The sequence below is a fragment of the Candidatus Binatia bacterium genome (assembly GCA_029243485.1).
GTDB lineage: Bacteria > Desulfobacterota > Binatia > UBA12015 > UBA12015 > VGTG01.
Map to the genome: position 1 here is coordinate 35,533 of JAQWRY010000062.1, position 24,627 is coordinate 60,159.

Annotated in this window: 28 protein-coding genes; 5 read left to right on the forward strand and 23 right to left on the reverse strand. The window is 65.1% G+C overall.

Annotated elements, in window-relative coordinates:
• Positions 1-7 precede the first annotated feature (7 nt).
• Positions 8-838 carry a hypothetical protein gene (locus P8R42_17175; GenBank protein MDG2306344.1) on the forward strand — a complete coding sequence of 277 codons (831 nt, stop codon included), beginning with the start codon at positions 8-10 and terminating at the stop codon, positions 836-838.
• 19 nt (positions 839-857) lie between these two features.
• On the opposite strand, the gene hspQ is transcribed toward P8R42_17175, so the two are convergent.
• The 16 genes from hspQ to P8R42_17255 form a co-directional block, all read right to left on the reverse strand.
• The gene (hspQ, locus tag P8R42_17180) at positions 858-1,190 is read right to left on the reverse strand and encodes a heat shock protein HspQ (protein ID MDG2306345.1); all 333 of its coding nucleotides are present in this window, start codon (positions 1,188-1,190) and stop codon (positions 858-860) included.
• Between the two features lie 32 nt (positions 1,191-1,222).
• A complete protein-coding gene (rsmI, locus tag P8R42_17185) occupies positions 1,223-2,083 on the reverse strand; it encodes a 16S rRNA (cytidine(1402)-2'-O)-methyltransferase (protein ID MDG2306346.1) in 861 nt (286 codons plus the stop codon).
• 18 nt (positions 2,084-2,101) lie between these two features.
• The gene (locus P8R42_17190; GenBank protein MDG2306347.1) at positions 2,102-3,586 is read right to left on the reverse strand and encodes an NADH-quinone oxidoreductase subunit N; all 1,485 of its coding nucleotides are present in this window, start codon (positions 3,584-3,586) and stop codon (positions 2,102-2,104) included.
• A gap of 15 nt (positions 3,587-3,601) precedes the next feature.
• Positions 3,602-5,110 carry an NADH-quinone oxidoreductase subunit M gene (locus P8R42_17195; GenBank protein MDG2306348.1) on the reverse strand — a complete coding sequence of 503 codons (1,509 nt, stop codon included), beginning with the start codon at positions 5,108-5,110 and terminating at the stop codon, positions 3,602-3,604.
• Positions 5,111-5,145: 35 nt separating this feature from the next.
• A complete protein-coding gene (gene nuoL / locus P8R42_17200; GenBank protein MDG2306349.1) occupies positions 5,146-7,311 on the reverse strand; it encodes an NADH-quinone oxidoreductase subunit L in 2,166 nt (721 codons plus the stop codon).
• Positions 7,312-7,323: 12 nt separating this feature from the next.
• On the reverse strand, positions 7,324-7,635 hold the full coding sequence (gene nuoK, locus P8R42_17205; protein MDG2306350.1) for an NADH-quinone oxidoreductase subunit NuoK: 312 nt from the start codon (positions 7,633-7,635) through the stop codon (positions 7,324-7,326).
• Positions 7,635-8,132, reverse strand: coding sequence for an NADH-quinone oxidoreductase subunit J (locus tag P8R42_17210; protein MDG2306351.1), 498 nt, complete (start codon positions 8,130-8,132; stop codon positions 7,635-7,637). The genes nuoK and P8R42_17210 overlap by 1 nt, the downstream gene beginning before the upstream one ends.
• 54 nt (positions 8,133-8,186) lie before the next feature.
• Positions 8,187-8,720 (reverse strand): NADH-quinone oxidoreductase subunit I, encoded by a 534-nt coding sequence (locus P8R42_17215; protein ID MDG2306352.1) that lies wholly within the window; start codon positions 8,718-8,720, stop codon positions 8,187-8,189.
• 12 nt (positions 8,721-8,732) lie between these two features.
• The gene (nuoH, locus tag P8R42_17220; protein ID MDG2306353.1) at positions 8,733-9,917 is read right to left on the reverse strand and encodes an NADH-quinone oxidoreductase subunit NuoH; all 1,185 of its coding nucleotides are present in this window, start codon (positions 9,915-9,917) and stop codon (positions 8,733-8,735) included.
• Entirely contained in the window at positions 9,917-11,077 is a 1,161-nt protein-coding gene (locus P8R42_17225; GenBank protein ID MDG2306354.1) for an NADH-quinone oxidoreductase subunit D, read from the reverse strand. The genes nuoH and P8R42_17225 overlap by 1 nt, the downstream gene beginning before the upstream one ends.
• Positions 11,074-11,571 carry an NADH-quinone oxidoreductase subunit C gene (locus tag P8R42_17230; GenBank protein MDG2306355.1) on the reverse strand — a complete coding sequence of 166 codons (498 nt, stop codon included), beginning with the start codon at positions 11,569-11,571 and terminating at the stop codon, positions 11,074-11,076. Before P8R42_17230 ends, P8R42_17225 begins: the two co-directional genes overlap by 4 nt.
• Positions 11,572-11,578: 7 nt before the next feature.
• Positions 11,579-12,076 (reverse strand): NADH-quinone oxidoreductase subunit NuoB, encoded by a 498-nt coding sequence (nuoB, locus tag P8R42_17235; protein MDG2306356.1) that lies wholly within the window; start codon positions 12,074-12,076, stop codon positions 11,579-11,581.
• A gap of 31 nt (positions 12,077-12,107) precedes the next feature.
• Positions 12,108-12,500, reverse strand: coding sequence for an NADH-quinone oxidoreductase subunit A (gene ndhC, locus P8R42_17240; protein ID MDG2306357.1), 393 nt, complete (start codon positions 12,498-12,500; stop codon positions 12,108-12,110).
• Between the two features lie 115 nt (positions 12,501-12,615).
• The gene (locus P8R42_17245) at positions 12,616-13,437 is read right to left on the reverse strand and encodes an ABC transporter ATP-binding protein (protein MDG2306358.1); all 822 of its coding nucleotides are present in this window, start codon (positions 13,435-13,437) and stop codon (positions 12,616-12,618) included.
• On the reverse strand, positions 13,437-14,471 hold the full coding sequence (locus P8R42_17250) for an iron ABC transporter permease (GenBank protein MDG2306359.1): 1,035 nt from the start codon (positions 14,469-14,471) through the stop codon (positions 13,437-13,439). The genes P8R42_17245 and P8R42_17250 overlap by 1 nt, the downstream gene beginning before the upstream one ends.
• Complete coding sequence (locus P8R42_17255) at positions 14,471-15,304, reverse strand: helical backbone metal receptor (GenBank protein MDG2306360.1); 834 nt, start codon at positions 15,302-15,304, stop codon at positions 14,471-14,473. Before P8R42_17255 ends, P8R42_17250 begins: the two co-directional genes overlap by 1 nt.
• Positions 15,305-15,650: 346 nt before the next feature.
• Between P8R42_17255 and P8R42_17260 the strand changes: the two genes are divergently transcribed.
• Positions 15,651-16,997 (forward strand): outer membrane beta-barrel protein, encoded by a 1,347-nt coding sequence (locus P8R42_17260; protein ID MDG2306361.1) that lies wholly within the window; start codon positions 15,651-15,653, stop codon positions 16,995-16,997.
• 82 nt (positions 16,998-17,079) lie between these two features.
• Here P8R42_17260 and P8R42_17265 read toward each other — a convergent pair whose 3' ends face one another.
• The 4 genes from P8R42_17265 to P8R42_17280 are packed head-to-tail and all read right to left on the reverse strand — an operon-like array spanning position 17,080 to position 21,131.
• Positions 17,080-18,033 carry a lysophospholipid acyltransferase family protein gene (locus tag P8R42_17265; GenBank protein MDG2306362.1) on the reverse strand — a complete coding sequence of 318 codons (954 nt, stop codon included), beginning with the start codon at positions 18,031-18,033 and terminating at the stop codon, positions 17,080-17,082.
• Complete coding sequence (locus tag P8R42_17270; protein ID MDG2306363.1) at positions 17,996-18,934, reverse strand: hypothetical protein; 939 nt, start codon at positions 18,932-18,934, stop codon at positions 17,996-17,998. The genes P8R42_17265 and P8R42_17270 overlap by 38 nt, the downstream gene beginning before the upstream one ends.
• Positions 18,870-19,955: an acyl-CoA dehydrogenase family protein gene (locus P8R42_17275; protein ID MDG2306364.1), complete on the reverse strand. Its 1,086-nt coding sequence runs from the start codon at positions 19,953-19,955 to the stop codon at positions 18,870-18,872. Before P8R42_17275 ends, P8R42_17270 begins: the two co-directional genes overlap by 65 nt.
• 3 nt (positions 19,956-19,958) lie before the next feature.
• On the reverse strand, positions 19,959-21,131 hold the full coding sequence (locus P8R42_17280; protein ID MDG2306365.1) for an acyl-CoA dehydrogenase family protein: 1,173 nt from the start codon (positions 21,129-21,131) through the stop codon (positions 19,959-19,961).
• Positions 21,132-21,205: 74 nt separating this feature from the next.
• Between P8R42_17280 and P8R42_17285 the strand changes: the two genes are divergently transcribed.
• A complete protein-coding gene (locus P8R42_17285) occupies positions 21,206-22,123 on the forward strand; it encodes an ArsA-related P-loop ATPase (GenBank protein ID MDG2306366.1) in 918 nt (305 codons plus the stop codon).
• The gene (locus P8R42_17290) at positions 22,120-23,286 is read left to right on the forward strand and encodes an ArsA-related P-loop ATPase (GenBank protein ID MDG2306367.1); all 1,167 of its coding nucleotides are present in this window, start codon (positions 22,120-22,122) and stop codon (positions 23,284-23,286) included. Before P8R42_17285 ends, P8R42_17290 begins: the two co-directional genes overlap by 4 nt.
• Here the strand turns inward: P8R42_17290 and P8R42_17295 are convergent.
• Positions 23,283-23,654, reverse strand: a complete 372-nt coding sequence (locus P8R42_17295) for a hypothetical protein (GenBank protein ID MDG2306368.1) — start codon at positions 23,652-23,654, stop codon at positions 23,283-23,285. The genes P8R42_17290 and P8R42_17295 overlap by 4 nt on opposite strands.
• Positions 23,655-23,705: 51 nt before the next feature.
• Here P8R42_17295 and P8R42_17300 point away from each other — a divergent pair, with 51 nt between their 5' ends.
• On the forward strand, positions 23,706-23,993 hold the full coding sequence (locus tag P8R42_17300) for a hypothetical protein (GenBank protein MDG2306369.1): 288 nt from the start codon (positions 23,706-23,708) through the stop codon (positions 23,991-23,993).
• Here the strand turns inward: P8R42_17300 and P8R42_17305 are convergent, their stop codons facing one another.
• Both P8R42_17305 and P8R42_17310 read right to left on the reverse strand, forming a co-directional pair.
• Entirely contained in the window at positions 23,994-24,278 is a 285-nt protein-coding gene (locus tag P8R42_17305; GenBank protein ID MDG2306370.1) for a hypothetical protein, read from the reverse strand. It lies immediately after the preceding gene.
• Positions 24,279-24,353: 75 nt separating this feature from the next.
• Positions 24,354-24,620 carry a hypothetical protein gene (locus P8R42_17310; GenBank protein MDG2306371.1) on the reverse strand — a complete coding sequence of 89 codons (267 nt, stop codon included), beginning with the start codon at positions 24,618-24,620 and terminating at the stop codon, positions 24,354-24,356.
• Positions 24,621-24,627 lie beyond the last annotated feature (7 nt).

The following is a 24,627-nucleotide window of genomic DNA, read 5'->3' on the forward strand; positions in this document are numbered from 1 at the left end:
ATGACTCATGATGATCCGAGCCTTTTCGTGGCTGCCCCTTCTGCTGGTCGCCCTCCTCTTTCCGACGAGTGGGTCCGCGGGAATCGACGTGAAGACCCGAACCGTCGGCTCCGCCGGGACACCCGACTCGAGTCGCCTGCGCGCCGACGGGAACCAACTGCGCATTGATACCGCCGCGCCCCCGAGCGGCCAGGGCGCGACATCGATCGTCTTCGACGCCAACACCGAAGTTCTGCGGGTCTATCGTCACGCAGAGAACTCCTACGTCGAGATCGACAAGGAGTTCGCCGCCCAACTCGGCGCGAAGATGGCGGAGGCCCAAAAGATGATGGAGGCGCAGCTTGCGAAGATGCCTCCCGAGCAGCGCGCCATGATGGAAAAGCTGATGAAGAGCGGGGCCATGCCGTTCCCGAACCCGGGTGCGAAAAAGAACGCCGTGCCGCTCGAGGCCAAGTCCACCGCAAAGACCGAGACCATCGGTGAGACCGTGTGCACCGTCTACACGCTCAGCCGCGGCGGCACGCCCAAGGGAGACGTCTGCGTCGCCGCCTGGGACACCGTCGCGATCGGCCCGAACGACATCAAGGTTCTGAAGAAACTCGGTGCTTTCCAGAGCAAGATGACCGAGTCCCTCGCGGGTGCGGTCCCGGGAGCCGCGCAGCCCTTCGAGTTGCTGGACCGCGTCGACGGGTTTCCGCTTCGCACGCGTCGCACCGAGGGTGGGAAGGTCGTGTCCGAGACCTACTTCGAAGATCTCCAGCAAGCCGAAGTCGATCCGGATGCCTTCTCGATCCCGGCCGGGTACACGAAAAAGGAGACCGCCGCCCCGGGCGGCTGAGTCGCCGTCCGAAGACCCCTCAGTGCATCGTCTTCGGTAGGCGGATCTCGTAGAAGCCGCCGCTCAACTCACCGAACAGCTCACACACTTGCGGGTGGCCGATCGGCTCGCCCGTGTCGTCGGCGAGCAGGTTCTGCTGAGAGACATACGCGACGTAGTAGCTCGTCTCATTTTCGGCGAGCAGGTGGTAGTAGGGCTGCTCCTTGTGGGGGCGCACATCTTCGGGAATCGACTCCCACCACTCTTCTGTGTGGTTGAAGATGGGGTCGACATCGAAGATCACGCCGCGAAAGGGGTAAATCCGATGTCGCACAACCTGGCCGATTGCGTACTTGCCGTCGTGGTCGTCCACAACGCAGACAGTAAGGACGCGATCCCCGGCGGTCAATCGGTCTCCGACTCCTCGATCGCGCGGCGATAGACGTCCCGCCTGGGGAGTCCCAGCTCCAGGGCCACCGCGCGCGCCGCGCGGGAGGCCGATTCCCCTTCCGCGAACCGGGCACGGAGCCGTTCACCGACGATGGGATCGTCCACGCCGCCTACTTCGGTGCGCGGATCCGGCGCGCCGGCGATGGCCAACACCAGCTCGCCCCGCACCCGCTCCGCGTCGTCGGCACCGGCATACCGGGCAGCGAGTTCCTCCAGCGTCCCCCGGACGAGTTCCTCGAACTTCTTCGTCAGCTCTCGTCCGATGACTGCGTCACGCGGCCCGAGAACCTCGGCGAGATCTTGCAAGGCAGCCGGAAGACGTCGCGCCGTCTCGAAGAGCACAAGCGTGTCCCGGTGATCCGAGTACTCAGCCGCGAACTTCCGGCGAGCCTGCGTCTTCGCGGGCAGAAATCCCAGGAACGTGAAGCGCCCCGCGGGCAACCCCGCGCATGACAGTAGAGCGAGCGGCGCCGACGGACCGGGAATTGGGATCACCCGAACCCCCGCCGCATGCGCCTCCCCGACCAGGCGAAAGCCCGGGTCCGAAAGAAGCGGCGTACCCGCGTCGCTGACCAACGCGATCGACTCGCCTGCGAGAGCGCGCTCGATCAACTCCGGCGCGCGAGTGGCCTCGATCGCGTCATAGTAGGAGACGAGCGGCTTCGACAAGCCCAGGTGCTGAAGGAGCACCCGCGTTCGCCGCGTGTCCTCGGCCGCAACGACATCGACCTCACCGAGAATGCGCTCGGCCCGACGGGTGATGTCCTCGAGATTCCCGATGGGCGTTGCGACCACGTAGATCGTGCCCACCGCCACAAGCCCGACCCCTCAGACTCAGCCGACGAACAGTCGGGCCGACCGGTCAGCGAAATCGAAGAGCGGTCCCCAGAAGAGCCCGAGCACGATCGTCCCGATCGTCAACAGTCCGAGCAGAAGCCCGTTGTGCATGTCGACCTCGACGACGCCCTCGCCCCCTTCGGGCTGGTCGAGGAACATCGTCCGCACGATCTTCGCGTAGTAAAAGAGCGAGACCACACTATTCGCAACGCCAATGAGCGCCAGGATGTAGAACTCCTCCTTCACGACGGCCGCGAAGAGATGGAATTTGCCGATGAAGCCGGCGAGCGGCGGAAGCCCCGTCAGCGAGAACATGAAGACCGCCATCGCGATGGCCGGCAAGGCACCGCCCCGCCACGCGAGGCCCCGGAAGCTCGCGAGATCTTCGCGGCCCGTCGAGTTCGCCACCATCATCACCACGAGGAAGGCCCCGATGTTCATGAGGTAGTAGACGGTCAGATAGAAGATCATTGCCCGCAGGCCATCGTCCGTCAGAACGACGAGGCCCATGAGCGCATAGCCCGCGTGAGCAATGCCCGAGTACGCGAGGAGTCGCTTCACGTTCGCCTGCTGATTCAGCGCGGCGAGGTTTCCGTATGTCATCGTGAGCGCCGAGAGCACCAGAAGAAGGTGATCCCACCTGACTCCGCCGACGATCTCATACGTGCCGCCGCCACCGGGCTGCGCGAGCGCGGTCAGGAAGAAGCGAATCATCAACGCGAAGGCCGCCGTCTTGGAGCCAACGGCAAGGAACGCGGCGACGGGAACCGGAGCGCCCTGATAGACGTCGGGTGCCCACATGTGGAACGGGAAAGCGGAGATCTTGAAGCCCAGGCCCGCCACCGTGAGGATCAGCGCGACGTACAGAGCAAGCTGCCCGGAAGCGTCGAGTCCTGCGAGCGCCTGCTGGATCGCGTGGAACTCGAGGCTACCCGCGAGCCCATAGATCCAGCTCATGCCGTAGATCATCGCGCCCGAAGCCACACCACCGTAGATGAGGTACTTGAGCGACGCCTCGCCCGAACGCCGGCTGTGCAGCGAGTACCCCGCGAGCACGTAGGACGTGAGACTCACGAACTCGAGCGAGAGGTACGCCATCAGCAGGTTGTTGGCGGACGCCATGTACGCCATGCCCAGCGTCGCCGCCAGCAGGATCGCCCAGTACTCCCCCTGGTTCAGGCGTCGTACTTCACGCGAACCGAGCGACATCCAGATCGTCGCGAACGAAGACAGTAGAACGAGGAGCTGGAAGTAGAGTCCGAACTCGTCGAGAACGATGGACTTGTGGAAGAGCGTCCCCGTCTCCGAGGACAGCTGCATGACGACGAGAAAGATCGCCGCCGCCACAACCAACAAAGCGATGTCGCCGAGCCACTCCTTCTTCTCGATCACCAGGTCGAGAAGGAACACAGCCACCACCGAAAACGCCAAGAGCAGCGCCGGCAAGCTGTGGGAGAGGCTCGCGAAATTTGCGAGGTCCAAGCGCCCGCCCCTTCCCTACCGCGCGCTCAGGATACCGGTCGCGGATGCGACCGGCCCTTGGCCGGCGGAGAGCACGGTCTCATTGAGGTGCGTGAGCGAAACATCGATCAGACTGAGAACCGGCTTCGGGTAGACGCCCAGGATGATCACGATGATCGCGAGCGGCACCAGCATGCCGACTTCGCGCATGTTGATGTCGGGCAGGTCCAGGTACTTCTCGTTCGCCGGACCGAGGTAGATGCGCTGCATGGTCCAGAGCATGTAGCCCGCGGTCAGAACGACCGCAGCGGCCGAGATCACCGTGAGCACCGGGTAGTAGCGCCAGCCGCCGAGGAGAACCAGAACCTCGGAAATGAACGCCGAGAGCCCTGGCAGGCCCATGGCGGCGAAGAACGCGAAGGCCGTCCAGCCGGTGTAGAACGGCATGATGCTGGCGAGCCCGCCGAAGCCGTTGATCTCACGATGGTGCGCCCGGTCGTAGATGACACCGACCAGAAGGAACAACATCGCGGTGACCGTTCCGTGGTTGAACATCTGAAGGACGGCGCCGTCGATGCCCTGCTGCGTGAACGTCGCCATTCCGAACATGACGTAGCCCATGTGGCTGATCGACGAGTACGCGATCAGCTTCTTGTAGTCGGTCTGCGCCATCGCGCAGAGGGCGCCATAGATGATGTTGACGACCCCCAACACCACGAGGAAGTAGTACGCGAACTCCAACGTGCCGACCGGCAGAATCGCGTAGTTGATCCGCAGGATTCCGTAAGCCCCCATCTTGAGCAGGACGCCGGCCAGGATGACCGAGATCGCGGTCGGCGCCTCGACGTGCGCGTCGGGCAACCAGGTATGGAACGGGAACGCCGGGATTTTGATCGCGAACCCGATGAACAACGCGATCCAAGCGAAGCGTTGGAAGTTGTCCGAGTACGTCGGTGCTCGGCGGGCGAGCTCGAGCATGTCGAACGTGTGCGGGTCGTTGTAGAAGTACAACGCCAGCATCGCGACCAGCATCAAGACACTGCCGACCATCGTATAGAGGAAGAACTTGATCGCGGCGTACTCGCGCCGCGGCCCGCCCCAAATACCGATCAGGAAGTACATCGGCAGGAGCATCACTTCCCAGAAAACGAAGAACAGGAAGAAGTCGAGCGCACAGAAAACGCCCATCATCGCCGTGTCGAGGAGCAGGAAGAGCGGGAAGTAGGCCTTGACCGCCTTGTCGATGTTCCACGAAGCGACGATGCAGATCGTCGAGAGCAGCGCGGTCAACAGGATCATCGTGATCGAGATCCCGTCGACACCGACGTAGTACTCGATGTTGAAGGCCGGAATCCACGCCACCCGCTGCACGAGCTGCATGTCGGGCGTCGTACGATCGAAGCTTCCAAAGAGCTGGAAGGCCATGATCAACGGCGGAACGGTCGCGCCGAGCGCAACCCACTTGATCGCCGCCTCCGCCTTCTTAGGCATCAGCAGGATCAAGGCCGCTCCGATCAGCGGCGTAAAGATCATCCAGGTCAGCATGTTCCCCTCATTTGTTCTCGAACGCCCCTCGCCCTTCAGATCAGCTGAACGAAGAGCACCACCGCCACGCCGATTACGATCACGTAGAGGTAGGAGTAGATGTGTCCCGTCTGGATCGTGCGGACACGGTTGCCCGCCCACGAGGTCACGCTGCCCACCGCGTTCACCGCCCCGTCGACGACATACGTGTCGAAGGCAGCCTCCACCGTGGCGATGGTGCGTGTAACCGCAGCGACTCCGTTCACGAGCCCGTCGATGATGATTCGGTCGAAGTTCGAGAGCAGGCCCGAAATGGCCAGCGTCCCGCGAATGACCGTCGCTTCGTAGAGTTCATCTACGTAATACTTGTTGTAGATCAGCTTGTACGGCACGCCCGCCAGGATGTCGCTGAAGCGCTCCGGCGCGATGGCCTTCTTGATGTAGATCAGCCAGGCGAGCAGGATCCCGCCCATCGCGATCAGAACCGAGACACCCATCAGGATGTACTCGAACGGATCGTGCGCGACGCTGTGGGCCACGTGCTCGACGTCGGCCGCGACCTCGGCGACGATTCCCTGTGCGCCGTGTGCGGCCGCCGCGGCAGCGCCGTGGCCTCCCGCGGACATGACCGGCGCGAGCCAGTTGTCGAAGATGTGATGACCGCCGAGGGCCCCGGGGACGTTCAGGAAACCGGTCAGAACCGCGCCCGCTCCGAGAACCATCAGTGGGATCGTCATGACGAGCGAAGACTCGTGCGGCTCGTGGTGCCCGTGGTCGCCATGGCCGTCGTCGGCCGCGTGACCCTGGTCGTCTTCACCCGCATGCCCCGGGCCGCGGTACTCCCCGTGGAACGTCAGGAAGACCTGCCGGAACATGTAAAACGCAGTAAAGCCCGCCGCGATGCTGCCGAAGAGCCAGATCAAGCCGGACCCGTGCGGGCTCGACCAGGCCTTCCAGAGAATTTCATCCTTAGAGAAGAAGCCGGCGAACGGCGGAATGCCGGAAATGGCCAAGGTCGAGACCAGGAACGTCCAGTACGTGATCGGCATGTACTTCTTCAGGCCACCCATGTTCCGCATGTCCTGCTCGTGATGCAGGGCGTGGATGATGCTGCCCGAGCCGAGGAACAAACAGGCCTTGAAGAACGCGTGCGTGAAGAGGTGGAAGATGCCGGCCGAATACGACCCCACACCCATCGCGATGAACATGAATCCCAGCTGCGAGACCGTCGAGTAAGCGAGAACCTTCTTGATGTCCCACTGCGCGACACCGATCGTCGCCGCGACGAACGCGGTCGCCGTACCGATGAAAGCGATCACGCCGAGCGTCGCTGGCGCCATGTCGAACAAGAAGTTGAGTCGGGCGATCAGGTAGACGCCCGCTGTGACCATCGTTGCGGCGTGGATCAGAGCCGACACCGGCGTGGGGCCGGCCATCGCGTCGGGCAGCCAGACGTACAGCGGAATCTGCGCCGACTTGCCGGCGGCGCCCACAAAGAGCGCCAACGTGATGAAGGTGGCCGCGCCGAGCCCGAAGATCATCTGGCCATCGAGCAGGTGCACGCGCTCGGCGATCTCCCGCACGACGAGCGTGCCCTGCCCCGTCTGGTCCAGACACCAGTAGAGCGCGAACATCCCCAGCACGAAGCCGAAGTCGCCGATGCGGTTTACAATGAACGCCTTCGAACCCGCCGTCGCGTTCGCGTTGACCTTGTAATAGAAGCCGATCAGCGCGTAGGAGCAGAGCCCGACGCCTTCCCAGCCGACGAACAGCGTGAGCAGGCTGTCACCGAGAACGAGCGTGAGCATCGCCGCGGTGAAGAGGTTCAAGTAGGCGAAGTAGCGCCAGATGCTCGGCTCGTCGTCCATGTAGCCGGCCGAGTACATGTGGATCAGCCCGCCGATCCCGGTGACCACCAGCAGCAACGTGCTCGAGAGCGGATCCGCCCACCACGCCAAGTTCACCTTCAGGTGCCCGACGTGGATCCACTCGGACATGTCGTCCAAGAGGAAGCGTTGGTCCGGCTCCATCCCGACGAGTTGCAGGAACGCGGTCACCGCGAGGATGAAGGCGAGCGCAACCGGCGCGCAGGCTATCCCGATGACCGCTCCGCGGCCCAGGCGCTTTTGAATGTGAAAGCCGAACAGCCCGTTGATCGTCGCTCCGATGAGCGGCAACAGGATGATCCAGCGCAGGTAATCTACTTCAGTAGGATGAGACACTGGCAGCTTCCCTCAGCCCCTGAGCGTGTCGGTCGCTTCGACGTCGATCGTCTCGAACTTCCGATAGATACCGAGAACGATCGCAAGCCCGATCGCAGCCTCTGCGGCCGCGAGCATGATCGCGAAGATGGTGAAAATCTGTCCGTCGTACCCGCTCCCGCCGAAGCGCGAGAACGCGATGTAGTTGATGTTGGCGGAATTCAGGATCAGCTCGACGCCCATGAGGACGCCGATCGCGTTGCGCCGCGTGAGAACCGTGAAGAGCCCCGCGATGAAGACCAGAATGCTGACCGTCAGGAAATGATGCAGGCCGATGTCGAGCATCAGTCGCGAATTTCCTTCCGGGAGAGAACGATCGCCCCGACGAGTGCGGTCAACAGCACGACCGACGCCAGTTCGAACGGCAGGAGATAGGGGCCGAGGAAGAGCTCCCCGATCGCGTATGTACTCGGCGTGGGGTCACCGGGATCGACCAACTTCCAGGGCGCCCGGAAAGCCGCCGTGAACATCCCGAAAGCGACGATGCCGACGACCAGAGCGGCGGGGATCCTCCCGACGGAGCGGTTCGACACTTCCACCTCCGCGATCTGATGCGTGAGCATGATCGCAAAGAGCGTCAGGACCAGGATCCCGCCGACGTAGACAAGGATCTGAACGACGGCGAGGAAGTCGGCAGAGAGAAATGCGTACATCCCCGCGGTCCCCAGGAGAGCGCCCATCAATGCGAACGCCGAGTACACGACGTTGCGCGACAGCGCGACACCGAGGGCACAGCCCACGGTCAGCCCGGCAATCAAATAGAATAGTGCGGCGTAGACCACTTCAGAGCACCACCACGGCGGCCCCGAGCAACGAACGGCGAGCGATGAGGCCCGTCATTTCGAGCTGCCGGGGGTTGCAAACTCTTCCAGATACTTGAGCCCACGCGTAAGAATCGGTGCGACCTCGGGATCCGTCTCGGGTCCCTTGACCGGCTTGTACGCGGGGATCGGCGCTTTGACGTATCGGCGAATCAGACTCTCGAGAGAGTAGTCCGCCCCTTCGAACTCCGTCGTGTGATGAATCGAGCCCGTCGGGCACGGCTCCGAACACAGTCCGCAGTACATGCACTTCGCCAGATCGATGTCGAAGCGCTTGAGCGTCATTTCCTTCGTCTGCTTGTTCTTGTCGGCATCGATGACGATGCAGTCGATCGGACAGGCGCGTTCGCAAGCGAGACAACCGGTGCAGATCTCCAGGTCGACGTCGAGCAGCCCGCGGTAGCGGAACGGCAAGGCGTCCTGGAGCCGAATGTCGAGCCGGTCCGGGTACTGAATGGTGAACGGCTTGCGCACGAAGTGCGACGCCGTAATCGCCATCCCCTCGAAGATGGTGGTGATCGTGTCTTTGATGTTTCCGAAGTAGCCCATTTTCCTACTGCCTCACGCGAGCGGACTCAGGTGCATCTCAGGCTTGGCCCGACGCAGGTGGAACATGACCCGAGAGAGGAAATACAGCATTACGCCGACCCCCAAAGCGAACATCAGGATCCGCACGGGAAGGAAGCCGTGGGGGAAAATCACGAACCAGATCATTGCGCCGAGCAGATTCACGAACCCGATCGGCGTAAGGTACTTCCAGCAGAGCGTCATGAGCTGATCGACGCGGACGCGCGGCAGCGTGCCCCGGACCCACATCGCGACGAATACGATGAAGTACGACTTGAGGAAGAACGTCGCGAACTGCAGGAGCCCGACCAGAACCGGATTGTCCGTGACCGGCGGGATCTGCCAGCCACCGAGGAACATCGTCGCGCACAGCGCCCCGATGACGTAGAGGTTGCCCCACTCCACCAGGAAGAAGAGGAGATTGCGCAGTCCGCTGTACTCGGTGAACGCGCCGGCGACGAGCTCCGACTCGGCCTCGGGAAGATCGAACGGCGTCCGGTTCCCTTCGGCGAGTGCCGACACGAAGAAGAGGAAGAACCCGATGAACAGGAATGGGTTGTCGAACAAGAACCAATTCCACGGCTCCCAGCCCTGCGCCCGGATGATCGACTGCATGCTGAGCGACCCGGTGAAGAGCACCACCGTAATCACGGCGAGCCCCGCGGGAATCTCGTAGCTGATGATCTGCGCCGCGGAGCGGATCCCGCCGAGCAGCGCCCACTTGTTGTTCGATGCCCAGCCGGCCATCAACACGCCGACGACGACCAGTGCGGTCACCGCGGTGATGTAGAGGAGTCCGACGTCGAGATCGGCGGCCACGAGGCCGTCCCCGAAGGGGATGACGGCGAAGGTCGCGAAGAAGCCCATCATCGCGAGGTACGGCGCCGCCTTGAACAACGGCGCGTCCGCTTCCTCCGGAATGATGTCTTCCTTCATGATGTTCTTGAGGCCATCGGCGAGCCACTGAATGCTGCCCTGCGGGCCCACGCGGTTCGGTCCGATGCGGGACTGGATTCGTCCCCACACGCGACGCTCGAGCCAACTCGTGACTCCGGCGACCAGCATGATGAAGTTCAGCAAAACGAAGGCGAAGAACGCGACGATCAGCACGTAGCCGAGCTCGGTCGGCATCCCGGTGAAGATGCCGCCGTCGAGCATGCTGTCGGCGAGCTTTTGCATTACCGGTCCACCTCCGGAGCCACGATGTCGAGGCTCGCGATGACCGCGATGAGATCCGCGATCATGAGGCCCTTGCTGAGTTCTTCAACGATGGCCATCGCAGCGTACGAACCAGTTCGGATGTGGGTCCGTGCCGGGAACGCGGTGCCGTCGCTGACGACGAACCACCCCATGTCACCGCGCGAACCTTCGACGCGAACGTACGTCTCGCCGGCAGGCGGCTTGAACGTGCGTGCGACCTTCGCAACGACGGGACCTTCGGGAATGCCGCCGAGCGCCTGACGAAGGATCTTGCAGCTCTCCTTCATCTCGTCCATGCGCACCATGTAGCGATCCCAGCAGTCGCCGACGATGCCCATCTTGCCCTGACCGACCGGCACGTCGAAGTCGAACTCCGGATAGCAGGAGTACGGCTCATCCTTGCGGACGTCGTACTTCACGCCCGAACCGCGCAGGTTCGGGCCGACGAGGTTGTAGGCGATCGCCATCTCGCGCGAGACCGGAGCGACGCGGCCCATCCGCTCGGTGTAGATCTTGTTGAACGAGATCAGCTCGTTGTATTCGTCGATGAGCGGCTCGAACGCATCGAGGAAGGCGGTGGCGCGCTTGATGAAGCCGGGCGGGAGGTCCCACGCACATCCGCCGATGCGCATGTAGTTGAACGTGAGACGGGCACCACACAACTCTTCGAGAATGTCGTTGATCTTCTCGCGTTCGCGAAGCGCGTGGGTGAACGGCGTCATCGCCCCGATGTCCATGGCGGTCGCGCCGACCGAGATCAGGTGGCTCGCGATACGGCCGAACTCGCACGCGATCACGCGGCAGTACTCACCGCGTCGCGGCACTTCGATCCCAGCCAGAGTCTCACAGGCGATCGCCCAGCCCTGGTTGCACTGCATCGCCGAGACGTAATCGACGCGATCGGTGTACGGCATGAAGCCGTGGTAGCCGACCTTTTCTGAGATCTTCTCGATCGAGCGGTGCAGGTAACCGATGTCGGGAATGGCGCGGCGCATGATCTCGCCGTCCGCCTTCACGACGAAACGCAGCACGCCGTGGGTGGAGGGATGCTGCGGACCCATGTTGAGGGTCATCTCCTCCGTTTCGAGACCGGCGGCCGTCTCGCGCTCGAGACCAATTTCGATTGAGGTCGTGCTCATAGCTTCAGCAAGCTCTCTCGGCGCGTCGAGATGCCGTGGTATTCCTCTGGCTCGACGAAGTCCTTGCGAAGGGGATGGCCGACCCAGTCCTCGGGCATGAGAAGGCGGCGCAGATCGCCGTGACCGATGAAGTTCACACCCATCAGATCGAAGGCTTCACGCTCGAGCCAATCGCCGATGGGCCACACCGTAGAGACGGTCGGCAGAACGGGATCGAGCCGCGGGCAGGACGCCTTGAGCGTCAGCTTGTGGCGGTGCTCGTAGCTGTACAAGTGGTAGTAGACGTCGATCAGGTCGTCGGCCTTGCGGTCGACGGCCGTCAGATTCGACAGGCAGTCGAAGGCAATCTCGGGATCTTCCTTGAGATGCCGGCAGGCCTCGGCGACCGCGGCGGGAAGCACCTCGACGATCGCCCACTCGGCCTCGGCCACTTCCGGGAGGACCGAGTTGCCGTGTCTTTCCCGGAGACGGCGGTGGATCTCTGTTGCGTCCATTACCGCTTCAGACCGCCGCGCTCTCGGGCGCACGGACGAGCCAGCGCTCTTGCTGGATCTTGTCCTGGAGCTTCAGGAGGCCCTCGGTCAGCGCCTCGGGGCGAGGCGGGCAACCAGGGACGTACACGTCGACCGGAATGACTTTGTCGACGCCGTCGCACACGGAGTAGGCGAGCTGGAAGAGCCCCCCGCAGTTCGCACAGCTGCCCATGGAGATCGCGTACTTCGGATCGGGCATCTGCTCGTAAAGCAGCTTGGTGCGCAAAGCCATCTTCAGCGTGAGCGTGCCCGACACGATAATGAGGTCGGAGACGCGCGGCGTTGCCCGGGGGACGGCACCAAACCGGTCCAGGTCGGAACGCGGCCCGCCGGCCTGCATCATCTCGATGGCGCAGCACGCGAGTCCGAACAGCATGTACCAAACCGAAGATTTTCGGGTCCAGTTGAGGACGTCGTCGATTTTGCTCGTGACGACGGTCTCCGGAATCGTGTTGATCAAAGACATCGAGAACTCTCTCCCCGCACCCGTGGCCGAGTCAGCCGGGTTCGACGACCTTCTTGAGCCATTCGAGATCCTGCTTCACCCACACGTAGATCAAACCCACGAAGAGGATCGTGATGAAGACGAACAACTCGAGAAACGCGACGAGGCCGTTGCCGTCCAACACGAATTGTCGGAACGCGGTCGCGACCGGATAGACGAACGCCACCTCGACGTCGAAGATCACGAAGATCAACGCAATGAGGTAGAAACGAATGTTGAAGTTGATCCACGCACTGCCCGAAGGGGGCTCGCCGCACTCGTACGTGGTGAGCTTTCGCCGCTCCGGATTGTCCGGACGAAGGAGGAACCCGAGCCCCATCATGAGGGCCGCGGTGATCGCCCCCAGAAGCAGGAAAACTAATACATTGGCTAGGTCAAAGTTCACAAAAACTCCAAATTCAGAATCGAATGTAGCTACCACCGGCCTTCGCGTCGAGTCAACGCGCGCCGGGGTCCCGCAACGCCCTCCGGAGCGGAAAAACCCCCGAATCCACGGGGGATCAGCCGCGCCGAGGCCCGCCGGGCGGCCCGCCGGGGGCCTGCAACCACCCCGGCAGGGGTAGAACGACGATCTGCCCGGTGACATCGTTCGGTGCCACGTAAAGGTCCGTGCCGTAGACCTCACACAAATCGGCGTATCGTAGGACCGACGGGGGTGCGCCGTACGAGTGGAGGCGGCCCGCCGAGAGAAGGGCCAGCCGGTCGCAGTACATTCCGGCGAGATTGAGGTCGTGCAGCACGAGCACCACCGTGAGTTCGCGCTCGGCACAGAGGTTTCGCACGAGGTCGAGTAGAAGCACCGTATGCCGCAGGTCGAGATAGGTCGTCGGCTCGTCGAGCAACAGGACGCGCGGCTCCTGTGCGAGCGCCCGCGCCAGAACCGCCCGCTGACGCTCCCCGCCGGAGAGCTCATCGATGGGTCGATCCGCGAGAGATGACACGTCCGTGCGCTCCATCGCTTCGCGCGCGATGGCGAGGTCGTGCGCGGTCTCCCATCCGAAGGCCCCGGTATGCGGCGAACGCCCGAGGAGAACGAGTTCACGAACGAGGAGGGGAAACGAGACGTGCGTCTCCTGCGGAACGAGAGCGATCGCCCTCCCCCGCTCACGACGCCCGACCTGATGGAGATCGCGGCCGTCCAACAAAACTTGCCCACGGTCGGGCGCGCGCAGCCCACCGAGCGCGCGAACGAGCGTGGACTTCCCCGAACCATTCGGACCGATGATCCCGAGGACCTCGCCGGGCGCCACAGTCAGGTCGACGTCCGAGATCGCCTCGCGCGCCCCGTAACGCACCGCGACGCCGCGCGCCTCGATACGCATCAGACCGCCAACTCCCGCCGCCCCTGCCGACGCAGCATGTAGAGAAAGAACGGACCACCACAGAGCGCGGTCACCACCCCGACAGGAAGTTCCGTCGGCCCCATCGCCGTGCGCGCCGCGGTGTCGGCAAGCACGAGGAACACCGCACCACCCCAGAGCGACGCCGGCAGCACACGACGCTGATCGCTGCCCACGACCAGCCGTACGGCGTGTGGAACGATCAGGCCGACAAAACCGATCATACCCGACACCGGGACGGCACCGGCGACGAGAAGTGCCACGGCGAGATAGACGCGACGACGGGCCCGCCCGACGTCCACGCCCAGACTCACCGCCCCCTCTTCGCCCAGCGCCATCGCGTTCAGATCTCGTGCGCTCGCAGCGAGCAGTACGAGTCCGGCGACCAACGTGCCGGCGGCTGCCCATGTCCAGGCATCGCCGCGGACGACGAGCGTCCCGACGACCCACGCCAGGATGCCATGCGCGCGATAGAAGTCGGCCATGCTGTTGATGAACGTGATCAACGCCGCCGCGAACGCGTTGAACACGACCCCCGTCAAGAGCAAGGTATGGGGCGTCACCCGACCACTCGCCGACGCCACCGCGCGCACCAGTGCTGCCGTCCCGAGCGCACCGACGAACGCTGCGACCGGCACGAGCGCAAGCGCGGTTTCACTCCCGAGCCCTAGAGCCGCAATCGCCGGCAGTGGAGCCACGATCATCGCAAGGATGCCGAACAACGCGGCACCGCCCGAGATCCCGAGGATGTGCGGGCACGCCAGCGGGTTGTGCAACAGCGCCTGCAACCCAGCGCCGCCGAGCCCCAGAGCGCCACCGACGAGCGCGGCGAGCAACACACGTGGGAGACGCGCACCGAACAAGATCACGTGCGCGGGATCATCCACCGGCGCCGACCACGCGGCCAGCGGGTCGATGTCGACCGGCCCGACCGCGAGACCGAACAAAGCAGCGACCAGGAGAAGCGCGGCGCCACCGAGATGCAATAACAACGCGCTCCGCACCGTAATCTGCATCACGGCGCATCCGGCGTCGGCGTCGGCGTCGGTACGGACTTCCCGTGTACCAACTCGAACAGCTCTCGCGCGGCGACGCCCAGCCTCGGGCCCGGCCGAAGGAGCGCATTGGAGCGCTGCGCTCGGACCCGCCGGTCCCGGACCGCGGGCACCGAGCGATAGGGCTCCCACCATCGCAGCAAGCCCGCGTCCCCACCCGGGCCGGCCTCGGTACCCATCGCACCGTCTATGATCACTTCGGGCGCCGCGGCGACCACCGTCTCGAGCGATAGACGCGGCCACGTCCCCCCGCCGATCGCGCCCACGTTTTCTCCGCCCGCCACCTCGATGAGCTCGTTCAAGAACAGCGCGCCCCCGGCGACCACGAGCGGATCATGCCCGACGACGAAGAGAACCCGGCGTCGGGGTTCGGCAGCCGCCGCGCCGCGCACGGCCGCGAGTTGCCCCTGCACGTCCGCAACCAGGGCTTCCGCCTGCTCGGGTTTCCCCAACCACCGGCCGACGGTCCGCATGGAGGCAAACGCGTCGGGGACGGTGTCTTCGGAGACCACGACGACCTCCACTCCCAGCCGCCGGAGATGATCCACCGCGGCCCGGTTGCCCGGAGTCGGCACGCCGATCACGACATCCGGTTCCACGCCTAGGATCGCCTCCACGTTCGGCTGCAGATAGGAGCCGACCCGCGGGAGTGCCCGGGCCGCCGGCGGGAAATCGCAGTAGCTGGAGACGGCTACTAGCCGGTCCTCGGCGCCAAGGGCGAAGATCGTCTCGGTCACGGACGGCGCGAGCGAGACGACTCGGCGCGCCCCGCCGGCAGGCGGTTCAGCGGCCATGGAGGTCGCCCCGAAGAACAGGCACAAAGCGAGCCCGGCCCGGGCCCCTCGGAGGCAGGCTGCCGAGAATTTCGGCAGCCGACCGCGGTGGCTTTCGTCTGAACGCACGTCTGTGGCTCGGGAGATCAGCCTCGCCGTAGCAAGCCCGCGCAAAAGGCTCCAACCGTCAGCGGCTTACGGGGTTTCCCCCCTAATCACCCACCATCCCGAAACCCCCGAAACAAGCCCATTTCCTTTGCATCATCCCTATAAAGTGCTAACCCAACTGGGAAATTCTGGTCGACTTCTTCGGGCACCCGCACGCGAGCGGACGTGGACCCGAATGGGCTGAGGAAGAGGAGGAGTTATGTCGACGCGAGCGGGGAAGTTGGCGGCCGCGCTGGCCGCAATAGTGCTTGGTGCCTTTACGGGTGTCGCGCATGCGGATGAGATCGTGGCCGAGGAGATCATCGTCGGTGAAGAGGTCATAGCGCCTCCGGCAGAGGCACCTCCTCCCGAGGAGCCGTGCTGCGTCGTGCCCCCGTTGGGCTATCTGGACACGACGTTCGACGACATCGTCGCGTGGTGGGCCAAGCCCAACCGCGACCTGAAGATCAGCTCGGGGCTGTCCACGTCGTTCCAATGGGACTTCAACGAGCCCTCGAACTACAAGGTTCCGTTCCGATTCAACACGACCCACAGTCGATACTTCGTCGACCTGTTCCAGCTTTCGCTCGGCTACCGGGCCGAGCCGGAGCCCGGCGACTTCGGCGGCCAGATCGTGTTCGATGCAGGACGCTTGGCGCGCCGAGAAAAGTCCGACTGGAACGGATCCGGTGTCGTCCCGGACACATGGTGGGAGAACAAATCGGCTGCGCTTCAGCAGGCCTTCGCCGTTTACAACGTTCCCATCGGGAACGGCCTCACCCTCAAGGGCGGTAAGTTCGTCACGCTGAACGGCAACGAAGCCATCGAGCCGTGGGCCAACCCCACGTACTCCCGCTCGTACCTGTTCACGTGGGCCGCGCCGTACACCCACACCGGCGGCTACGCGACCTACCCGGTCACCGATATGGTGTCCCTCACGGCGGGTGGCGTGATCGGCTGGGACAACGTGTTCGACAACAACTCCGCGCCCGCAGCGATCGGGGAGATCATGATCGACCCGAGCGAATACGCGAACCTCAAGGTGAGCGGTAGCTTCGGGCCCGAGCAGACCTGTCGACCCAACCCCGGCGTCCTGCCCACCTTGCAGGGACAGGGCTGTGACTCGAACATGCGCGGCCTCGTAGACGTCGTCCTCAACGTGGACCCCGTCGAAGACCTGCACACCTCGATCAACTTCCTGTGGGCTTCCGAGGATGAGGCGAGCCTGGTCAACCCCGGACGCCATGCGCAGTGGCTCGGAGCCACAGGCACCGTTTGGTACGACTTCCTGGATTGCTTCACCGTCGCCACACGCGGCGAGTGGTTCCAGGACCAACAGGGCGTGCGACTCGGCACGACCAACGCCGCCGGCAACCCGATCGGCGCGACCGTCTGGGCGGTCACCGGCGACCTCAAGGCGATGCTCTCGGAGCACGTCTACATCAGGTCGGAATATCGCTACGACGGTTCGCCGCAGCCGATCTTCACCGCGACGAATGCCGCCGGCCAGACCGGTGCGTGGCGCGGACAGAACACCGTCGCCGTCGAACTCGGGTACTCCTTTTAGGGCGACCCAAAACCGACCCGGACCCAAACCGAGGGGCCGCGTGGAAACACGCGGCCCTTCGTGCGTTCGGGGTAGGCGTCGGTCAGAAAAACGCGCGCCCGCGACGGTCGACGGCGCCCTGGACCAGGGACGCGACACGACTGCGCGTGCGCTCGGTGAGCCGGGTCACCTGCACGCCGTCGCCTGCGGCCTGGGGGCCGAGTTCCGCGAAATCAGCCATAGGCGTACCGAACTCGATCCGCCATCGACTCGGCAGAGGCAGCAGGCCTCCCAGACCGAGCCACGGGAACGTCGGCGTGACCGGCACGACCGGCATCCCAATCTTCCGGGCCACCCAATCGAGCCTTCCAAGGACCGGATGCGTCTCTTCCGCGCCTACGATCGCCACCGGCACGACCGGTGCGCCCGAACGCAACGCGGCGCGCACGAAGCCGCCATCTCCGAAGGAGTCGAGTTCGTACCGACGCCGGAACGGCCGACCGAGGCCCCCTCCGCCCTCCGGAAAATACGCGACGACTGCATCGCGCGCGAGCAGCGACTCCCCGTTCTCATCCGATGCCCGCACGCCCCCGCAGCGAGCCATCACGTCCCCAAGAACCGGCAGATCGTACACCCCCTGGTCGAGCAACGGCCGCACCGAGCGGCGTGCGCCGTGGTCCTCTGCCACGGCGAAGCGCAGCATCGCGCCATCATAGGCAAAAAGGGTTCCGGAATAGTTCGCGACCAGGATCACGGGCCCGTTCGTCGGGACGTTCTCGAGACCGGCCGTCTCGACCCGCCACCAACTCCGGTACAGGAAGCGGAGCAACGGGCGCAGGGCGTGGTCAAAGTTGGCGTCGTAGCCGAAGTCGTCGAGATCGCCGCTGTCCCTCGACCCGAGCTCCTCGAGCGCACTCGCAACCGACCCCTGCTCCAGCGTCCGACCAAGTCGCGCGTACACGTCCAGGAGGCTCTCGGCCGCGCGCACCACGGGGCCCTCGTCCTCCACGGCCCCCTGCTCATCCGCACCGGTCTCGCGCGCAACGTCGTTCAGCATCTCCTCGAGCGAGTCGAGACGGCTGCGGAACTCCGCCGGGCGCACTGACGACCGCGCGCCCCCCGGGCTCTTCTTGGCGGAACTCGCGGATGCAGCCTTCGCGCCCCCGCAGGGCCTCCGTCCCGCCTCGGGTTTCGGTGACGACTCCCGCTTCCTCGCACGCTTCGGTCTCGCGCCCAACTCCGTCACCGCGTTCTTCGCACCGGGTGAGGACGTCGGCTTCGGCGCGGGCTTGGGCTTCGGCGCGGGCTTGGGCTTCGGCGCGGGCTTCGGCCTCCGCTTCGGCGCAGACTTCGGCTTCGGCGCGGGCTTCAGCTTCGGCGCGGGCTTCAGCTTCGGCGCGGGCTTCGGCTTCGGCGCGGGCTTCGGCTTCGGCGCGGGCTTGGACCTCCGCTTCGGCGCGGGCTTCGGCTTCGGCTTCCGCTTCGGCGCGGGCTTCGGCTTCGGCTTCGGCGCAGACTTCAGCTTCGGCGGGGGCTTCGACCTCCGCTTCGGCGCAGACTTGGCCCCGGGCTTCGGCTTCGGCGCGGGCTTCAGCTTGGACGCAGACTTCAGCGTCGGCACGACCTTCGATCTCGGTATAGGCTTCGGCTTCAGCGCGGACTTCGACCTGGCTGCACGCTTCGGTGCAGGCGCGGGCTTCGATCTCGATCCAGGCTTCGGCTTCGGCTTCGGCGCAGACTTCGACGCAGACCGCCGTTTCGTTACGCGCTTCGCGGTCGGCTCCGCCACCGCGGCGACGTCCGTCTTGCCCCCGGACGCGGCCTTCTTCCCCCGATTCCGCCCCGCCTCTTTTCCCGTCGCCGCCATTGAGGCTTCCGCTCCCCCTCTCGCGCTCAATCGAGGAGCGCGCGCGCGACCGCTTCCAACGCAGGCGCCTCGGGAGCGTAGCGAACCGCAAGGCTCTGCGCGCGCTCACTATGGAATCGCAGGGGATGCTCGACGACGAAGCCGGCGCCACCGTGGATGTGATGCCCGCCCACACACAACTCGCGAAAGGACCGCCCCACATAGGCAAGAGCACTCTCGACCTCGTGCCCTTCAAGCTTACCAGCATCGACCCGCGTGATCGCCCGCCACGCCAGATGGCGCGACGCGGATAGTCGGATCGACATGTCGGCGAGCTGATGACGGACCGCCTGAAACAACGCGATCTTCTGCCCGAACTGCTCACGCTCCTTGGCGTAGTCGACCGTCGCGTCGAGCACGGCTTCCATCCCGCCGACCATCTCCGCGAGCGCCAACGCCTCCTGCGTGCGCTGCACCCGCAAGAACAGCGCGGCTCCACCCCCGAGCGCCTCGCGTACTGTAGCGCCGTCGTAGTCGACGTGCGCCTGGCGATCTCCGCCGAACGTCTTCAACTCCTGGAGGCGCACGTGACCGGCTCCCGCGTCGACAAGGACAAGGGCGGCTCCGTCGGGCCCCTGCCCCGCGACCAGGTGAAACTCCGCGGCCTTTGCATCCGGGACGTACGCCTTCGCGCCCCGCACGACGTCTCCGGTCGGCGTGGACTCGATCTTCGTCTCAAACGACTCCGGACGGCGAGCCCCCTCTTCGTCGAACGCGATCGCCAGCCTCTTGCGGCCCGCGAGAAGCTCCGGCAGAACCGCGCTCCCCGGGGCGACGGACGCGAGCACCACGACGCCGCGGATGACGCCCAGAACAGATCGCGGCACGAGCCCGCGGGCGCACTCCGCCACCAGCAGCGCGACATCGGTGAGCGAAGCCCCGCTCCCCCCCGCGGAGACGGGCGCTCCGAGCCCCAGCCATCCGAGCGCGGCGACCGCGGCGCGCAAGGCCGGATCCGCACCGTCAGCCGTCGTCTCCCACGTCTGCAATCGATCCGGGGTGACTTCGCGTGCGCAGAAATCGCGCACGGCGAAGCGAAGCTCTTCCTGCTCGGGTGTCGCAGTCGGCCGCATGATCTACTTCCGCGGCAGCCCGAGGCCCATGAATCCGATTATGTCGCGCTGGACCTCGTTGGTCCCACCGCCAAACGCAAGCATCGGAGATAGCCGATAGAGCCACTGCATCCGGCCGCCCGCGAGCGCGCGTTCGTCATCTGCATGGAGCTGTCCATTCAAACCGAGGATCTCACACCCCTCGTCAGCGATGCGCTGGCTCAGCTCCGACACCTGGATCTTCGCCATCGAAGATTCCGCCGCCGGAACCCCGCCCTGATCCTGTGCCCATGCGGTCTGGAGCCCCAACATGCCCGCCGCATCGATCTCGACCTGCAGCCGCGCGAGTCGCTCTCGTACCCACGGAACTTCACGGAGCGGACGACCATCGACCACACGCGTGCGGACCTCGTCGACGAGCGCTCGAAAATGACAGCGGGCCATCCCGATCGAACCGATCGAGAGGCGCTCGAAATTGAGCGCCATCGCCGCGTAGTAGAACCCCATGCCCCGCTCGCCGATGAGGTAGCTGCGGGGCACGCGGACGTCGTCGAAGAAGACGGCGTTCGTCCGAAGCCCCGGCCATACCCAGATTGGCTGGACGCTCACTCCGGGGGCATCCATGGGCACGATCATCATCGAGATGCCCTTGTGTTTGCGCGCGTCGGGCTCCGTGCGGACGGCGAGCCAGTTGTGGGTGGCGTGGTGCGCCATCGTGTTCCACATCTTGGCCCCGCTCACGACCCATTCGTCCCCGTCGAGGACGGCCTGCGTGCGAAGCGACGCAAGGTCGGTGCCCGCCTCGGCCTCGGAGTAGCCGAGAGCAAACTCGATCTCGCCGTCCTGGATCCTCGGCAGCCAGTCCTGCTTCTGGTCCTCGTTCCCGATCCTCATGATCGTCGGCGCGACCGACGTGACCGTGAGGGGCAGCATCGGAGCCCCGGCGGACTCGATCTCGTCGATGAAGATCCACTGCTCGATCGCGGACTTCCCCAGACCACCGTACTCCTGGGGCCATGCGAGCCCCCACCAACCGCGCGCCTTGAGTGCCTCGAGAAACGCGAGCGCGAGCGGGCCACGGCCTTCGTTGCCCCGGGCTCTCGTCTCGTCGGCCAGCGCGTCGTCGACGTGTGCCGAGATGAACCCCCGCACCTCTTCCCGCCACGCACGCTCGCGAGGACTGAGCTCGTAGTCCATAGAGACAGAGACTGTCACGCACGGACCGGATCGGCAATTGACGCTCAAGTGGGGCTGGGGTACCGAACCCCTCCATGTCCGGCGCACGTCTCGCGATCATCACCGGGAAGGGGGGCGTCGGTAAAACGACCGTCGCCGCCGCCCTCGGCCGCGCCGCAGCCCAGGAGGGACGCAAGGTTCTGGTGATCGAGATCGCGACCCCCGGACGCCTCGCCAGCGTGCTCGACGTCGACGAGCTCGCGACGGAGCCGACCGAAGTCCACCCCAACCTCTACGCGGTCGGCCTGGACGAGGCCCGGTCGCTGGAACATCTCGTCGACGGCCTTCTGCCGCTTCGCTTTCTGTCCCGCCAGTTGCTCTCCAGCGAGACGTTCCGGATCGTGGCAGCAGCGGTTCCGGGCATCCTCGAGATCGCCCTCCTCGCACAAATCGAGGAATGGATGAACGCGTCGAGCTTGCGCCGAGGCGGCTACGACCTCGTAATCCTCGACGCCCCGGCCAGCGGTCACTCCGTCCCCCTGCTCGCCTCCCCCCGCACCCTCTCCGGACTCGCGGCGATCGGGCCCCTCGCAGACACCGTCCGACGGATCTCCCGCTGCCTGGAAGACCCGCAGCGCACCATGGCCTTCGTCGTCGCGATCCCCGAGGAGTGGGCCGTCGCCGAGGCCATCGAACTCGTTGCTTCTCTGCGCGACGACCTGAAGGTGCCCGTCGCCCGTCCGCTGCTCAACGCCGCGTTCCCCAGGCGGTTCTCCAAGAAGGACGAGAAGCTGCTCGACGAGGCGGAACAGAACGGCACGATCGACCCCGAATTGCTGATCGCCGGCCGCTACTTCCTCCAGCGACGAAAGGCGGCCCAAAAGCAGGGGAAGTCCCTCAAGAAGGGCACGGGACTCGGCCCCGTCGAGCTACCGTTCGTGTTCTCGCCGACGATGGCGTGGGAGGATCTCGACCCGGTGGCCGACGCCCTCCGAGCGGGACTGGCCACATGATCGAACGCGTTCTCGAAGGCGCTCGCGTGGTCGTCTGCCTCGGCCCCGGCGGCGTGGGAAAGACGACGACCGCCGCCGCACTCGCGGTCGCCGGGGCGCAACGGGGCCGCAAGGTAGCCGTGCTCACGGTCGACCCGGCCGCACGCTTGAAGGATGCTCTCGAGCTCCCCGAAGAGCCCGGCAAGTTCCACCGTATTCCACTGCCCGACGGCACCCCCGGGACCCTGGACGCCATCCTTCTCGACTCCAAGAGCCTGTTCGACGAACTCGTGACGCGACTAGCTCCCAACTTCACCGTGGCGGACAGGGTGCTCGAGAACCCCGTCTATCGGAACGTGGCCGGCGCGTTCGCCGGCTCCGACGCCTACATGGCGTTGGAACAATTGCTGGACATCGTCGACAACCCGGCGTTCGATCTGATCGTCGTCGACACGCCGCCCGCGAGCCATGCCCTCGAACTGTTCGACGCTCCCGAGCGCATTCTCGCGCTGCTCAACTCGCGTGCGCTCGAGTATCTGAGCGAGCCCATCCGGATTCTGGGCGGCGCCACATCGCGGTTCACGCGCGGCATTCTGTCCGCCGTACTCGACGGGCTCGAACGCATGACCGGCCTCAGTCTGCTCGGCGACATCTCTTCGCTCGCGACCGACTTTGCGGGCGTTGCGCCCGCGTTCCGGCGACGCGCCGAGTCGATTCACGACCTCATGCGAAAAGACGACACCCGCTACGTGCTCCTCGCCTCCCCGGACCCGCACGCGGCGCGTGACACGGTTCAGTTCGCCGCCGACATCGACGAATTCGGAATCGCTCTCGAAGCAGTCGTCGTGAATCGGGTCCTGCGAGTCTCGACCGACGAGCTTCCAGTCCCGGCGAGCGAGCCGGTGGCCGTACCCTCGGGGGAGGGCTGGTCCGCCACCCTCGCGCGCAACCTCGTCACGTGTGCCCGCGAACTCGAGGTCCTTCAGGACTCACAACGCGCCGTGATCGATGCACTCCGGATCGGGCTCGCGGAAATCCGTGGATCCGGCGAGGAGGAGCCTGCGACCGAGCCCATCTGGCTCGAACTCCCGGCTCTCTCGCCCGCCCCGACGACCCTCGCGCAGATCGAGCGGCTCGCCCGCGGCTTCGCGTCGCCCCCCGACCTCGCGATGGAGTGGGGCTAGGACCTCGGCTTTTCGCTCTTCTTGGCGGCCTTCGGAGCCCGCCGCGGTGCAGGACGCTTCTTCGGCTCGCGCTCCGCGAGGAGCCGATCGAGCTTGATGTTGATGTTCACCAGGCTGCCCTGGAGGGCCTCCACCTTGGCCATCAGCTTCTCGTGGTCACTGCGCGTCGTGACGTTCAGGGCGCCCAAAACCCGCTCGAGGTTCTTGTCGACCTGGCCCTTCGTTTCGGCGGCGCGCTTCAAAGCGCCGGCCACCGCCTCGGTGACGCGGGGGTTCTGCAAGACCTCTCCCGCGACCTGGGAGACCTTCTCCTCGCCCTGTTCCACCAACCACTGCCAGACATTGTCCGGATTCGCTCGGTTCGCCATCTCGTCATCCGCCCCCAAGCGCTCGATCCGAGCGCGCCCTTCCACTACAGTTTGCCCAGCGAGGCGGTCAAGGTGCAGACACTGGCGAGCATCCTCGGAACGGTGAGCGGACTCCGCTTCGTCGCATCCGATCTGGAACCCGACGTGACCATTGCCACGTCCCTGGCGATGCACATCACCTACGCCATCATCTGCCGCATCTTCGCCGCCCAGCGCGATCGACCGCCCACCCCATGGCTGGCCGCCGGATTCTTTACAGGCGTCTTCGCCGTCGCCGCCCTGATCATGCTCGGCGATCGCGAGCCCGCAACCGACGAACCCGGCTCTGAGCGCCCGTAGCTAGTCTGCGAAGTTCCGATCCACGAAGTAGTAGCTGAACAGGTTGAACATTTCGTTCTCGGTGCTCTCGCCACCAGTGATCGGACAGGCATCGCAGAGTCCGTCACCGGCACCCGGGCTGGCGTCGCACGCCGCATGATCGTCCACACCGGCGCACGCGGCGCCGACGACTCGGGCCGCGCACGCAACCAGGTCACACGTTCCGCCGAACTGGTCGCCCGCAGTTTCGCGCAGCCGCATGTAGCGGGTCACCTCGTGGGCGTTCGGCGTACCGTCGGCGTTCATGCCGTTGTTGTAGGTTCCGCAATACGTCAGCGTCCGGTCCCCCGGGTCGGGCGAGTCAAACTCCAGCGCCAGCTCCTACTTCTGCACCAGCGGATCGTTCAAGAGGAAATTCTCATAGAGCAGCGTGCAATCCGGCCCCGTGATCGTCGTGTGCTTCCCGCGCTTGTGCGTGTCTGTCTGGAACTCGAACAACCGCGTCCCCGGCGGAAGGACGTGCTCGCTGCAGTACGTCTCCTCGGAGAACGGCGGCGTATTCGGGCGAAAAATGGACGAGAAGTCGGTGATCGGAACGACGAGGAACTGAGGATCCTCCGTGTAGTAGTAGTTGACCTTCGCGTGCATGACGGCG

What these genes read in the sequence shown, in the direction of transcription:
- P8R42_17305 (MDG2306370.1), bottom strand. Translation starts at nt 24,278, where the DNA reads ATGAACGCCGACGGTACGCCGAACGCCCACGAGGTGACCCGCTACATG.
- P8R42_17275 (MDG2306364.1), bottom strand. Translation starts at nt 19,955, where the DNA reads ATGCGGCCGACTGCGACACCCGAGCAGGAAGAGCTTCGCTTCGCCGTG.
- P8R42_17280 (MDG2306365.1), bottom strand. Translation starts at nt 21,131, where the DNA reads ATGGACTACGAGCTCAGTCCTCGCGAGCGTGCGTGGCGGGAAGAGGTG.
- P8R42_17225 (MDG2306354.1), bottom strand. Translation starts at nt 11,077, where the DNA reads ATGAGCACGACCTCAATCGAAATTGGTCTCGAGCGCGAGACGGCCGCC.
- P8R42_17265 (MDG2306362.1), bottom strand. Translation starts at nt 18,033, where the DNA reads ATGCTGAACGACGTTGCGCGCGAGACCGGTGCGGATGAGCAGGGGGCC.
- P8R42_17195 (MDG2306348.1), bottom strand. Translation starts at nt 5,110, where the DNA reads ATGCTGACCTGGATGATCTTTACGCCGCTGATCGGAGCGGCCTTGATC.
- P8R42_17295 (MDG2306368.1), bottom strand. Translation starts at nt 23,654, where the DNA reads ATGGCGAACCGAGCGAATCCGGACAATGTCTGGCAGTGGTTGGTGGAA.
- P8R42_17255 (MDG2306360.1), bottom strand. Translation starts at nt 15,304, where the DNA reads ATGGCCGCTGAACCGCCTGCCGGCGGGGCGCGCCGAGTCGTCTCGCTC.
- P8R42_17285 (MDG2306366.1), top strand. Translation starts at nt 21,206, where the DNA reads ATGTCCGGCGCACGTCTCGCGATCATCACCGGGAAGGGGGGCGTCGGT.
- P8R42_17175 (MDG2306344.1), top strand. Translation starts at nt 8, where the DNA reads ATGATGATCCGAGCCTTTTCGTGGCTGCCCCTTCTGCTGGTCGCCCTC.
- P8R42_17260 (MDG2306361.1), top strand. Translation starts at nt 15,651, where the DNA reads ATGTCGACGCGAGCGGGGAAGTTGGCGGCCGCGCTGGCCGCAATAGTG.
- P8R42_17310 (MDG2306371.1), bottom strand. Translation starts at nt 24,620, where the DNA reads ATGCACGCGAAGGTCAACTACTACTACACGGAGGATCCTCAGTTCCTC.
- nuoB (MDG2306356.1), bottom strand. Translation starts at nt 12,076, where the DNA reads ATGTCTTTGATCAACACGATTCCGGAGACCGTCGTCACGAGCAAAATC.
- P8R42_17245 (MDG2306358.1), bottom strand. Translation starts at nt 13,437, where the DNA reads ATGCGTATCGAGGCGCGCGGCGTCGCGGTGCGTTACGGGGCGCGCGAG.
- P8R42_17215 (MDG2306352.1), bottom strand. Translation starts at nt 8,720, where the DNA reads ATGGGCTACTTCGGAAACATCAAAGACACGATCACCACCATCTTCGAG.
- P8R42_17230 (MDG2306355.1), bottom strand. Translation starts at nt 11,571, where the DNA reads ATGGACGCAACAGAGATCCACCGCCGTCTCCGGGAAAGACACGGCAAC.
- nuoK (MDG2306350.1), bottom strand. Translation starts at nt 7,635, where the DNA reads ATGCTCGACATCGGCCTGCATCATTTCCTGACGGTCAGCATTCTGGTC.
- P8R42_17290 (MDG2306367.1), top strand. Translation starts at nt 22,120, where the DNA reads ATGATCGAACGCGTTCTCGAAGGCGCTCGCGTGGTCGTCTGCCTCGGC.
- P8R42_17250 (MDG2306359.1), bottom strand. Translation starts at nt 14,471, where the DNA reads ATGCAGATTACGGTGCGGAGCGCGTTGTTATTGCATCTCGGTGGCGCC.
- nuoH (MDG2306353.1), bottom strand. Translation starts at nt 9,917, where the DNA reads ATGCAAAAGCTCGCCGACAGCATGCTCGACGGCGGCATCTTCACCGGG.